This window comes from Microbacterium sp. SWDP-B6 (assembly GCF_059803615.1).
Map to the genome: position 1 here is coordinate 138,972 of NZ_JAPFGV010000006.1, position 12,168 is coordinate 151,139.

Genomic DNA, 12,168 nt, shown 5'->3' on the forward strand with positions numbered 1-12,168 from the left:
CGAGACTCACGAAGGTGACGCCTGTCCGCCCCCGGTCGGACGGGCGTCACTTTTTACCGCGTCAGCATGAGCTTCACGAACTCGACCAGGCTCTTCAGATCGTGCCGGAACACCGGGAAGACGAGGAGCAGACCGACAACTGCTCCGCCTGCCAGGATTCCGACGCCGATCGATGCGACGGAGGGCAGGCCGGTCGCGTTCATGCCATAAGCCGCGAGCGCAACGCCGCCGGCGAGCAGAAGAACTCGCGCGGCTCCTGCATAGAGGCGACGTACCGGCATGGGTGTGATCCGCGCGAGCCATGCGATCGAGAGCGGCCAGGCGATGGCGGGTGCGATGGCGAACGCGACTGCGACGCCGACTAGCCCGAACATCGACCCCACCGCGATGCACGCTGCTTTGATGAGCGTGGTGACGATGGTGTAGCGGAACAGCTGCTTGCCGAGACCACGCGAGAGGTAGACCCAGTACCCCACGTACGACAGGGTCGTCAGCATCCCAGCGATGGCGAAGCACCTCACGATAGGGGCGGCGTCGCCCCACTGCGAACCGAGCATCACCGAAACCACCGGTTCTGCAAGGCCCACCAGCAGTGCGAGCGGGATCCCGAGAGCGTAGCCGAGGGCGAGCTGCGCAGAGGCGATGTAGGTGTCGAAGCGCGGCCGATCCTCCTGCACTCGAGATAGGACGGGGAGCGCGACGCCCTTCATCGGTGCCCGCACCTGACCGAGAGGCGTCATCACCAGTTGGAATGCGCGGTTGTAGAGACCGAGGGATGTCGTTCCGAAGCGCAGTCCGATGATGACTGTGTCGATCTGCGATCCACCGTAGATGAGCATGTTGGTAGCGACGATGTTCCACCCGAAATGAAGCATGCTCCGAATGCTGTGCTTGCGCGATGGCAGCCTAGGCAGCCACCGACCCGCGATCACGGAGCCCACGAGCATCGCGGTTCCGAGCACCAGTTGTTGAAGGACAAGTGCCCAGTACTCGGCTCCGAGCAGCGCTGCAGCGATGCCGGCGGCGAGAGCCAAGGCTGTCGCGGTCACCTCCGTGATGGCGAGCGCTCGGAACTTGAGCTCGCGCGACAGATTCGCGCGGTGCTGGGTGGCGAGACCGTTCAAGAGGAACAGCGGCGCGAGCCACTGCACGACTCCCAGGATCTCAGCCTCGCCCGTGATTGATTCAATCGGCCAGGAGAGGAAATACAGTGCCACCGTGAGCAACACCCCGATGCTGGCGTTGACCCAGAACAGGTTGTCGCGCTGCCCGGTGGTGAGCTCGGGGGCTTGAATGGAGGCAGAGGTGAGTCCGAAGTCCCGGAAAATTTCGCCGACACCGACGACCACGAGGACGATGGCCAAGAGACCGTAGTCGTGAGGAGACAGCAGACGGGACAGAATCACCACTGCGAGTAACTGGAGCACGATCTTTGCGATCTGAGCCAGGATCGTGAAGAACGCTCCCCGTGCGGCGGTGTGCGCCAGTGACGGACTCACGACTGTCGCATTGCCTGGCGGACGCGGCGGCGCGTGCCGCGCAATACCCTGACGAATGTGCGCGGGTCGCGGAGGCCTTCGGTGAAGAACCGAAACCGACGATATCTCGGAGGCACGCGGCCGGCCAGACGCGAGCCGATCAAACGAGCCAGGAGATAGCGACGCCGGGTCGTCTGCAGCGGCTGCGCACCCGCTAGCCGCGACATATCGAGGGGGCGAACGGCGATGACACCTTCGGAGACTGCCTCGAGGATGACGTCTCTCCCGCGTTGCGTTCTTGCGATCAGCGCGCTCATGCCTGCGTCCTCGGCGAATTGCGGGTAGCCCCGTTCGTCTGTCGCCCAGGAGTCGGCCGATACGATGTCGGCAGATTCGCCCACACCGTCGACGCAGACTTTGCAACGCCATTGAGTCGTCGGTCCGAGAGTGCTGCCCCAGGAGCTCTCATACTCCGCGTCCACGCGATTCTCACCCGATACGGCGGTGAACCGACCCGGCCATCCCTGGCCGCGGTACCAGAGGTCATCGACTTTCGATTCCGGCGGCATGCCCAAAGACGACAGGAGAGTGTCCGTAGCCTTCTGGCTGGGCGTCCCGGCGCAGAAGAACGAGAGAATGAGCGGAGCGTCGGTGCCGCTGCCGGCAAAGGCGCGCAGCGCTGATGCCTCGCAGGGCTTGGCGGTGACCGCCGAGGCGGTTAGCGCATCGGGGTGAGACAGGGTGGCAAGCGGCGCGTAGCGTGAGCCGGCTGCGGCGATTGCCTGTTCTCTGGTCATGATCTTCACGGCGACGGAGCGCCGGGGTTCCGCCGGGTCCTTCGCACCGCCGATGATGCTGGCTGAGCGCCCGGTGGCCACAAGCCAGGAGTGCAGGGCCGTGAGCGCTCCTCCGCTGCTGCCAGCGAACCGCACCTCCTCGTCGACAGCCCACGCCTCCCACGCTTCGACATAGTCGCCGAGCAGATCGTGACGGTGACGCCCGGGGATCCGTGGCGCACGAACGATCACACCTGGACACGACCTGTCGAACAGGCGCTGGGCATCGTCGATCTCGTCGGGCGCTCCGATCGAGACAGGCCGCAGATACCCGTCCGCGTCGTAATCCATCCGCAGCGCTCGGTCGAGATGCGTGCACAACCCACAGCCACTGCATGCGTCGCGACTGACGACCTCGTCTACCCGAGTGCGCACCCCGCTCACGCGAGCTGCTCCAGGCTTTGTGCGACGGAACCGAGGAGGGATCGACCCGTGGCTCGGGCATCGACGGCGCGCTGCTCGAGACCCGGCGCCCTGACCTGGGCCATCACGGCGTGAAGGCCCAGATCCCGGTCATCCAGCGGAACCACGTGCTCCCAGCCCAACTCGCTCATCAATGGCCGGAATTTGCGAGAGTAGGCCATCGCGACGGCTGGCGTTCCGGTGGACAATGCGTTCAGGCACGCGTGCATCCGCGCCCCGATGACGAGCTCGGAGCCGGCGATCACTGAGCGAGCATCTTCGAGATCGATCGGCACCCGCACGTCGATGAGACCGTCGAACTCCTTCTCGAGTTCTCGCGAGACGGGCACGTCGTTGTCAGGGTCGTGAGAGTCGAGGACGTGGGGGAGCAGGGTCACCCGGCGTCCTTCCGCGATCAGGGCGGGAATGAGTGAGCGGATGAGTTCCCGGTAGCGCTCGCTGTCCACGTGATCGCTCCCTCGCCACAGCAATCCGGACACGTTGAGGAGCACGTCCGACAATTCTCCGGTCGTCGCTGGCTGGTCGATTCCGAAGACCAGGTCGGTGGCGCTGACGTCCACCGGGCGGCCTAGCCGAGCCGAGGCCGCTGCGCTGATCGGGTCTCGCGCGAACACGAGGGAGGACCGCCGCAGATTACGTCGTGCGAGCAAGCGGCCCTGCCTGCTCGTGAACGGGCCGATCGTCTGCGGAGCAAGGGTGGTGGTCATGCCGGTCTGGCTGGCGAACTCATGGACGAGCGACATCTTCGCATGGCGCTCCGCGCCATAGATGTCAGCGAAGCTGTCCCCGGAGCGAGTGTCCCAGAGGAGATCGAACTGCGACAGCCAATCCATCATTCCTGCCCGCCCCAGCACACGCTCCTTGACAAGCGATCGCGGACGGCCCCACGGGATGGACTGCGGGCGGTTGCCGAAGTCGATGAGCGTGAATTCGGCGTCCGGCCAGACGCGACGGAGCAAATCTACGGAGCCGCGGCCCAGTGCTCTCACTCCAAGGTTGGGCGATGTGTCCCCAGCCCATGCAACCAGTACTCGCACTGTTTTTCCTCCCCAGGATGACCGTAGCCACCGGTCACATCATACCGTGGCGGTCGTTCGGGGTTCCTATATTGCAGGGCGCCGAGTGGCCCCGCCGAGTATCTTCTCCACCCCGCGCGCGAACGGGCGGGGGGCTTGGAACAGCCACCTGATGGGGATGCGCTCTTTCCACAGAGCGAGCGCCCAGCCGACGAGCACCGCTGCTACGAGGTTGACGCAGGCAAGTATCAACGGTTGCAGATGTTCGCCCGCAGCGAGGGTGACGAGTGCCATCACGGGGAAGTGACTGACGTAGAACACGATCGAGGATCGTCCGACGAACCGCAGCATCGGTTGCCCACGGCCCCGGCGCTCGAGTCGGGAGAACAGGGCAGCGCACAACAAGGCTCCTGCGACGCTGATCGGCGCGCCCCATACCGAATACTGCAGTTGGTCCGTCCACAGGCATGCCGCAATGCCGAAACCGATCACGGGCACGCCGGCCAGAAGTATTGCGCGACCGTGAGTCGCCTGCTCGAGCGCACTCGGGTGCCGGGCCAGCCAGTTGCCGACGAAGAAGAAGACAGCGAAGTACGCGAGTCGCTGCTCGACACTCCCATAAGGGAGCACGAGCCCCGCTGCGGCAGCCAGACCTATTGGAATCCACGCGGGAAGCCGAGAGAACATGGGCGCGGCGAGATAGTAGACCGCGATGAAGAAGAGGAACCAGAGGTAGGAGGTGGCGTACCACGCGCGCCAGTGCCACCAGGGCAGGCCCTCCACATCCAAGAATGTTGCTTTGGCGATGAGCACCCACACCATATACGGCCACACGATCATGGCCAGCTTCCCTGCGATATACGTCGGTAGCGGTTTCTGCAGCGAGCGCGCCAAGAGCAAGCCGGAGAGAAGCATCAGCGTCGGCATGCGATACGGCATGAAGAAGGCATTCGCCGAACGGATGAACTCGGGCATCTGAACGTCGTAGAGCTCGGGGACCGCGCTGGCATGCCACAGCAGCAGCAGCACGATGGCTAGACCACGGACGCTGTCCATCCACCCTATGCGCGTCGAATCGTCGGTCGCTGCTCGGCTCACAGTGGACGACGCTATCATCGACTCTCGGGGAGGCACAGTGGCTGGAAATCCGCTCACCACGGTCGCGGTGCTGTTGATCGCAGCGAACGCGGGACTGGCGCTGTGGTTGCTGTATCGCCGCGACTCCCGATGGGCCGTGGCGCTTTGGGCTGCTGCGCTGTTCTTCACACCCGTGTACGTCAATTTCTCCATCCAGTCGATCACCCTGACTGTGCTGGACATCCTGACCATCGCGAGCCTCGCCGCCTGCGCGCCGCAATCGAAGCTCCGATGGACCGTGATCGACACACTTGTGGTCGGCGCATTCCTGTCGATCTTTCTCGGACTCCTCTTCGGCGGCGTCCCTGGGCACGTCCAGTACTCCGTGCTCTCATGGCTACTGCCATATGCCTGGGGGCGAGTGGCGTTCGCCCAGGTGGGCATGGAGTGGATCGCGATCTGCATCAGTGTGGGGGCAGTGGGTGCCTCCGTCCTTGCGATCGCGGAGTTCCTGAGCGGCAGTAATCTCTACGTCACCCTTCCCGGCGTCGCCGGGGAGATGTGGACGAGTCTGCAGTACCGGGGCGGATTGCTCCGTGCGGAGGGGGCGTTCGGCCATTCAATCTCGCTCGGCTCAAGCCTGGCGGTCTCGAGCGCCTTCCTGCTCGCCACGCCGTGGCGACTGTGGGTGAAGGCGACGGCCTTCGCGATCGTGACGACCGCAGTGGTCATGACGTTCAGCCGAATCGGACTCGTCGGACTTGTGCTCGTCGTCGTCTTCGCCGCCCTCTTCCTCGGGAGATACATCCGGCCCGCGCATCGCATTGCTGTCTCCTGCGTGACTTTGATCGCGACTGCGGTCGCGATGCCCCTGATCTCCACGGTCTTCGATGACGCGGGGGAAGAAGCGGCAGGAAGTGCGGAGTATCGGGCCGACCTGTTGCCCCTAGTGCGTCAGATGGTCTACATCGGAGTGACCCCCGCTCGAGAAGTGTCCGCCGACGGTATCGACTACTACGGCGGCTTCCAATCCATCGACAGCGCTCTGATCCTCACTGGACTGAGGCACGGGCTCATTCCTTTGGCTCTATTCGTGGTGATGTTGGCCGTTTGCGCCGCGGTGGTGTTCAGCGGCAGGGGGAATCCAGCCGCGGTGGCGGTGCTGAGCCAGCTGCCGGCGTTGGCTACCGTCGCGCTCATCACGCAATACGCGCAGTTCCTCTGGTTCGTCGCGGGCGTGGCCGTCGCGGCTTGTAGTGTTGAGTCCTCTCGTCGTCGGTCCGCTCTCATCACGTCCGGCGATGAGCGATCTATCTTGGAGGTCCCGTGAACCCGTCACAGAACGCAGCCGCACGACTCCCGGGTGTGCTGCTCCAGCTGTGGTGGGTCGTCGTCCTCGCAGCGATCGTCGGCGGTGCCGCCGCATTCGGATACAGCTCGACACGTACGCCCATCTACCACTCGAGCGCCTCGATCTATTTCTCCATGCGATCGGCGACAAGTGGCTCCGACATCAACCAGGGTTCCGCGTATACGCAGAACCAGATGCTCTCGTTCGCTTCGCTCGCCACCTCCGGCGCCGTGCTCGAGCCCGTGGTCGAGGACCTAGCCGAGGCGGGCATCGACATCTCTCTGCCGCAATTGCGGCGGGCGGTCGCTGTGACCATCCCGCAGAACACGGTGATCCTCGATATAACCGCCGCGTCGGCCGACCCCCGCGACGCCGCAGAGATCGCCAACTCCGTCGCTGACAATCTCACCGAGGTCGTCTATGACATCGCGCCGAAGGACGATCGCGGTGAGTCTACAGTGGGTGCGCGCGTGATAGACCCGGGCGTCCCGGCCCAATTCCAGTCCTCACCCAATAAGTCGCAAGATGCGGTGCTGGGTGTCGTGCTGGGCGCATTCGGTGCTCTCTTCGCACTATCGGCTTGGGCACTGTTGGACCGCCGAGTGCGTTCCGTCGCGGCCCTCGAGGGGGTCACCGACCTGCCGGTCCTCGGGTTGGTTCCCCGTCGTCGCAACCCCGCGCAGGGTGCAGCCTTCCTCATCAGCCCCAATGGATCGGCAGCAGAGGCATTCCGGCAGGTTCGGTCGGCACTGCGATTCTCGGCGGTCGAGCATCAGATCGGCGTTCTCGCGGTCACTTCCTCCATCGCAGGGGAGGGCAAGACGACCATGTCGGTCAACACAGCCCTCGCGTTCGCCGAGATGGGAAATCGAGTGCTTCTCGTCGACGCCGATCTTCGGCGGCCTAACGTCGCGAACGTCCTGGGCCTCGAGAATGCGGTTGGCTTGGCATCGGTGCTTGTCGACGCCGTCACCTTCGACGATGCCGTGATCAGCACCGCAGGAGTCGACGTGCTCACTGCAGGTGAGCACGTGCCGAATCCTGCGCAATTGCTTGCCTCCCAGAAGATGACGGAGCTGGTGGAGGGCCTCCGCCCGCGGTACGACTTCGTGGTTATCGATACAGCTCCGCTGCTCTCGGTGGCCGACGCAACGATCATCTCCCAGTATGTGGACAGCACGATCATTGTTGTGAATACGCGAAAGACGACACGTGCGCAGTTGGAGCGCTGCCTGGCCGCGCTCCGAGGGGTTGGGGCGAATCTGGCTGGCCTGGTGCTCAACAACGTGCGCGAGCAGAAGAAAGAGAAGTACCTGTATACGATGGAGCCGTAGCGACGTGAGGCTGATCTGGGGTCAGCCGGCGACATCGCTCCAGAGCGGGAGGCTTCGGTGACGGCGATCCTGTTCGTGTGCAAGGCGAACATCTGCCGTTCGCCTGTCATGGCCTTTGCCTTCGCCTCATCCTCCGCGAAAAACGTCGACGTGGCGGTGAGCAGCGCTGGCACGGCAACCTCGTCAGGCCTCGGGATCTGCGAGATAGGTGCTGCGGTGATCGCAGCCGAGCCCGAGGGCATCGCCTACGCAGAAAGACATCATTCCACTGCCCTGAATGCGGGGCAGCTCGCGCGCCATGACTTGATCGTCGTTGCATCCCGCGAGGAGCGCGCTGCAACCGCTCGACTGCTGCCCAGCAGCAGGGGTGGCCTCTTCACTCTCCGGGAAGCCGTCGAACTGGGACGAAAACCGTTCGATGCAGCGGAACTGAAGTTGGTTCAAGGTACCCTGCGCGCCGAGTCCCTTGCTGCGTACGCCTTTCTTCTCGATGCACGACGGGGAACGCTCGACCTTCAGCCCCGAAGAGGGCTGTTCACACGGGCGGCTTCGCCGATGGCGCAACTGGACATCCCGGACTTTCATCATGGACGACGGAGGGCGCACGTCCAGGGGGTGAAAGGGGTGCTCGCAGAGACATCAGCTCTCGCGACGCAGGTCTCTCGAGGAATGCATCAGATTCAGCAGCTCAGCCAGTCGTGAGTGGGCCCGTGGCCAGGCCGAGGGCTTGGACGATTCGTCGTCGATACAGCTCGGGGGCGTGCCGCTCTTGGGCGTCGACGCGGCTTCGCGGGGTCGCTGCTACCACTTCGGGCCAACGGGCGACGACGTCGGCGAGCGCCTGAGCGAGGGCCTCTGGGCTGTCGGGCGCGATCAATAATGCTGTGTCGTACCCATTCGCAGCCTCACGCAGACCGCTGCTGTCGCTGACCACGACCGGACGGAGGGCAAGCACGCCCTCAACGGCCGTATTCCCGAACGGTTCATCGACCCGGGAGGGGACGACGAGAATATCGGCCTGGTCGAGGAACGGCCATATATCCGGGTGGAAACCGGCGAATGCGACGTCTACGGCCAGCTCTTCGGCGAGGGCTCGCAGCTCCTCCTCGAACCACTCATACCCCGGGAAAACGGCCCCGAGCAGAGTGACGGTCGTCCTTTGCCCGGCGCGCGCCAGCTCGCCAGCGGCGCGGATCGCGACGTCCGGCCCTTTTCGCGGAGAAAGGCGCCCGACGTAGAGAACGCGTAGGGTTCCTCCCAATCGCGACCGCGGCGGTGATGGATCAGGCGGTGATGCTACGCCGTTGTATACGACCTCCACGCGATCGGCGAGCGGAGGAAGGGAGTGTCGGAGAGTCTCGAGGCTGAACCGGCTATTGACGAGCGTGCGATTCGACACCAGGTGCGGGAGGTAGAGCAGCGCGTTCACCAGGCGGTTGCCGGAAGCTTCTGCTTCGTGAATGTGGCTCACCGCATGGCAGCGACGCAGCCGAGCGATCACTGGCCACTGCGGGATGATAATGGTCGACACATAGACGATGTCAGGGCGCACCTCGCTGATCAGCCGCCAGGATGCTCCGAGGCCGCGGAACATATCGCGGAAGAGGGTCGGCAGACCCCGGGGCGTGAGCAAGACCTTTCTCAGGACGAGCATCGGGATGATGACGACTTCTGCGCCGGCTCTGCGGAGTTCGATGTCAAGCATTCCACGCCCCGGCAGTGCGACGACGACGCGCGCACCGCTCTCGACGAAGCCGATGACGCTCTCGAGCAGCATGCGGTCGGAACCGAACATCTCGGCACCCGGGTGTGCGACGAGGATGGTCCGGGAAGAGGAGCCGGTCACCAGTCCTCCGCCCGTCGGCGCGCACGGCGAGCGATCCTGTGCACGCTCTCGCCCGATGAGAGCCGTCGAGCGAGATCTTCGTAGGCGTCTGCCACCTCATCCCAGCGGAACACCGCCTGCGCCCGCTCCTGAGCGCGGCGTCCGCTGTCGCGCGTCCCGGCGTGGTCGGCCTCGGCACGCTCGAACGCCGCTGCTGCCTCCTCCGGTGTGGTGAAGAACCACCCGTCGCCGTCGAGCACCTCGCGGTTGAAGGGCACGTCGAAGGCGATCGTCGCCGCACCGGCGCCCATCGCCCGCAGCAGCGACGGGTTCGTGCCTCCGACGGAGTGACCGTGGTCGTAGGTGAGCGCGTGGAAGTACAGTGCGTCGAGGAGCTCCTGGTCGTAGACGCCGCCGACGAGACGGATGCGTTCGTCGCCCTGGGCAGCCTGCTGGATCTGCTCGGTGTACTTATTGCTGTACGGGGCGGAGCCCACGACGACGAGGGGCAGGGTCGCAGAGCTTCGGCGGTAGCCCTCGACGATCTCCAGCACGTGGTTCTCCGGTTCGAAACGCGCGACGATCAGGTGGTAGCCACCCGGCCGGAGATCGAGCTCGGCGAGGCGGGCGTCGGCGACGGCGTCGAGGATCGGCGCGCCGTAGCGGATCATCTCGGTGGGCACATCGAACTGATGCGTGTAGTAGTCGGCGATGCCTGGCGCGTCCGAGATCAGCGCGTCGCTCGTGCGCACGCCGAACTGCTCTGCCCACCGGTAATAGGCCTTGCCGCGCGGACCCCACTTTGATCTCCGCCACTCGAGCCCGTCCATGTGCAGAGCGGTGGGCACCCGTCGCAGGCGGAGCAGCGGTACGAACGGCGAGTTCGCGGCGTTGAACACGAACGCTGCGTGCGGACGCCGTCGGAAAATGAGGTGGAGTGCCGAGAATCCGGTATGGCTCAGCGTCTCGACCTGCTTCACGGGGACCGCGGGAAGGTGCACCACCCGCATCCCGAGGTAGGTCTTCTCGCGGCTCTTCGAGCCCCGAGTGTAGACGACGACGTCGTGTCCCCGATCTGCCAGCCGTCGACCGACCTCTTCGACAGCGGTCTCGAATCCGCCGTAGGCCGCGGGCACCCCCCGTGTCCCCACCATCGCGATGGTGAGGGCATTCCCCTTGATCATGTACTCAGTATGCCCCGCTGGGCCGCACCATGACCTTGGCAGTGCGCCACATGATCTGCAGATCGTTCATGACCGACCAGTTCTCGACGTAGCGCAGGTCGAGACGAACGCTCTCGTCCCACGAGAGGTCGCTGCGGCCGGAGACCTGCCACAGACCCGTGATGCCCGGCTTGATGTAGAGACGACGGAACACGGTGCCGTCGTAGGCGGTGACCTCGGAAGGAAGCGGCGGGCGCGGACCCACGACGCTCATGTCGCCGATGAGGACGTTCCAGAACTGCGGCAGCTCGTCGAGCGACAACTTGCGCAGGATTCGGCCGACTCGGGTGACACGCGGGTCGTCCTTCATCTTGAACAGCAGGCCGGCGCCCTCGTTCTGCTCTCTGAGCGTCGCGAGCTGCTGCTCGGCATCGGTCTTCATCGAGCGGAACTTCATGATCTGGAAGGTGCGGCCATCTCGGCCGACGCGCTCCTGAGAGAAGAACAGGGGCCCCGGCGAGTCGAGCTTCACGAGCAGGGCGAGGATCGGCGTGATCAGTGCGATCGGGATGAGCGCGACGGATGCGACGGCGATGTCGAGTGCACGCTTGAGCACGTGCTGACCGCCCTCGTACGAGGGGATCTGCACCTGGATGAGCGGAAGCCCCTCGACCGGCGCGAAGGAGATGCGCGGACCGGCGACGTCGGTGAGGCGGCTGGAGAGCACGAGTTCTGCTGCGGTGCCCTCGAGCTGCCAGCTGAGGTGCTTCACGAAATCGGGCTCGCCGTCGGGACGGCTCGCGACGATGATCGTGTCCGCGCCCAGCTCGGCGGCCACGGTCGAGACCGAGTTGACGTTGCCGAGCACCGGGAACTGCGCGCCGCGGGCTTCGACGTCGCGTGCGTTGCCGTCGAGCAGCGTCGCGCCGACGACCTGGTACCCGGAGGCGCCGATCGGGTGCAGGGTGCGGATGACGTACTCGACGTCGTCGCGGTTGCCGACGACGAGCGTGCGCGAGGCGAAACGCCCTCGCGCACGCTGCGCCGTCAGCCAGTGCCGCCACGCCCAGCGGGTGACGAGCAGCGTGAGAACACCGAGCGGCAGGCCGACGAGCAGCACGAGCTGCGTCGTCTGCCAACCGAGCACGACGCTGAGCATGGCGATGATCCCGAACGCCAGCCCGCTGGCGTGTGCCACACCGCGGTACTCGGTGGCGCTGGCGCGGAACAGCGCTGCGTCACGGGTGTGCAGCGCGCCGAGCATCAGATACCAGAGCGTGCCCAGCAGAGTGCCGGTTCGCAGGGCCTCTTCCCCTGCGACACCGGTCATCACCTGGACCGCTGCTGTGATTCCGACTGCGAACAGGATGACCCCGGCATCCGTGATCCGCAGTCGCATCCGATAACGCCGCTCCCACTGACGGCGTCGCTCCAGCGTTGCGGACACGCGAGGTGTGACCACCGTGCGCGTGACCGACTTGGCGGCTCGCGGAGCAGCGACCGGCGTGAAGACCGTACCCGTGCGGGTGATGCTCAGAGCATCCTCGACGGAAGTCATGCCGAGGCCCCTTGAGCCGTGAATGTACGCAAAATTCCCCAGTGCGCCATAGTTTCCCCAGATATTCCCCAGACCACGGACCCCACGTCCATGGCATCGTCTGCGTC

General features: G+C 65.1%; 10 protein-coding genes. 3 read left to right on the plus strand and 7 right to left on the minus strand.

Annotation, left to right across the window (positions count from 1 at the left end; translation table 11 throughout):
- Positions 1-53 precede the first annotated feature (53 nt).
- The 4 genes from OPU70_RS10235 to OPU70_RS10250 form a co-directional block, all read right to left on the minus strand.
- Positions 54-1,499 (minus strand): lipopolysaccharide biosynthesis protein, encoded by a 1,446-nt coding sequence (locus tag OPU70_RS10235; protein ID WP_498557683.1) that lies wholly within the window; start codon positions 1,497-1,499, stop codon positions 54-56.
- Complete coding sequence (locus OPU70_RS10240) at positions 1,496-2,605, minus strand: Coenzyme F420 hydrogenase/dehydrogenase, beta subunit C-terminal domain (RefSeq protein WP_498557684.1); 1,110 nt, start codon at positions 2,603-2,605, stop codon at positions 1,496-1,498. Before OPU70_RS10240 ends, OPU70_RS10235 begins: the two co-directional genes overlap by 4 nt.
- A gap of 89 nt (positions 2,606-2,694) precedes the next feature.
- Positions 2,695-3,696: a polysaccharide pyruvyl transferase family protein gene (locus tag OPU70_RS10245; protein WP_498557685.1), complete on the minus strand. Its 1,002-nt coding sequence runs from the start codon at positions 3,694-3,696 to the stop codon at positions 2,695-2,697.
- A 144-nt stretch (positions 3,697-3,840) separates the two neighbouring features.
- The gene (locus tag OPU70_RS10250; protein WP_498557686.1) at positions 3,841-4,809 is read right to left on the minus strand and encodes an acyltransferase family protein; all 969 of its coding nucleotides are present in this window, start codon (positions 4,807-4,809) and stop codon (positions 3,841-3,843) included.
- Positions 4,810-4,888: 79 nt separating this feature from the next.
- On the opposite strand from OPU70_RS10250, the gene OPU70_RS10255 reads away from it, so the two are divergent.
- From OPU70_RS10255 to OPU70_RS10265, 3 genes are read left to right on the plus strand one after another with little or no spacing between them, the layout of a single operon-like run.
- Complete coding sequence (locus tag OPU70_RS10255; RefSeq protein WP_498557687.1) at positions 4,889-6,160, plus strand: hypothetical protein; 1,272 nt, start codon at positions 4,889-4,891, stop codon at positions 6,158-6,160.
- 35 nt (positions 6,161-6,195) lie between these two features.
- The gene (locus OPU70_RS10260; protein ID WP_363519524.1) at positions 6,196-7,515 is read left to right on the plus strand and encodes a tyrosine-protein kinase domain-containing protein; all 1,320 of its coding nucleotides are present in this window, start codon (positions 6,196-6,198) and stop codon (positions 7,513-7,515) included.
- 57 nt (positions 7,516-7,572) lie between these two features.
- The gene (locus tag OPU70_RS10265) at positions 7,573-8,217 is read left to right on the plus strand and encodes an arsenate reductase/protein-tyrosine-phosphatase family protein (RefSeq protein ID WP_363519527.1); all 645 of its coding nucleotides are present in this window, start codon (positions 7,573-7,575) and stop codon (positions 8,215-8,217) included.
- Here OPU70_RS10265 and OPU70_RS10270 read toward each other — a convergent pair.
- From OPU70_RS10270 to OPU70_RS10280, 3 genes are all read right to left on the minus strand, one after another.
- Complete coding sequence (locus OPU70_RS10270; RefSeq protein ID WP_498557688.1) at positions 8,204-9,292, minus strand: glycosyltransferase family 4 protein; 1,089 nt, start codon at positions 9,290-9,292, stop codon at positions 8,204-8,206. The two genes, OPU70_RS10265 and OPU70_RS10270, sit on opposite strands and share 14 nt — an antisense overlap.
- Before the next feature lie 65 nt (positions 9,293-9,357).
- Positions 9,358-10,524, minus strand: a complete 1,167-nt coding sequence (locus tag OPU70_RS10275; protein ID WP_498557689.1) for a DUF1972 domain-containing protein — start codon at positions 10,522-10,524, stop codon at positions 9,358-9,360.
- 4 nt (positions 10,525-10,528) lie between these two features.
- The gene (locus tag OPU70_RS10280; RefSeq protein WP_498557690.1) at positions 10,529-12,061 is read right to left on the minus strand and encodes a sugar transferase; all 1,533 of its coding nucleotides are present in this window, start codon (positions 12,059-12,061) and stop codon (positions 10,529-10,531) included.
- Positions 12,062-12,168: the final 107 nt, after the last annotated feature.

Excerpts from the sequence above, each read along its gene's own strand:
- OPU70_RS10240 (WP_498557684.1), bottom strand. The coding sequence starts at position 2,605 with ATGGATTACGACGCGGACGGGTATCTGCGGCCTGTCTCGATCGGAGCG.
- OPU70_RS10250 (WP_498557686.1), bottom strand. The coding sequence starts at position 4,809 with ATGGACAGCGTCCGTGGTCTAGCCATCGTGCTGCTGCTGCTGTGGCAT.
- OPU70_RS10270 (WP_498557688.1), bottom strand. The coding sequence starts at position 9,292 with ATGCTGCTCGAGAGCGTCATCGGCTTCGTCGAGAGCGGTGCGCGCGTC.
- OPU70_RS10275 (WP_498557689.1), bottom strand. The coding sequence starts at position 10,524 with ATGATCAAGGGGAATGCCCTCACCATCGCGATGGTGGGGACACGGGGG.
- OPU70_RS10280 (WP_498557690.1), bottom strand. The coding sequence starts at position 12,061 with ATGACTTCCGTCGAGGATGCTCTGAGCATCACCCGCACGGGTACGGTC.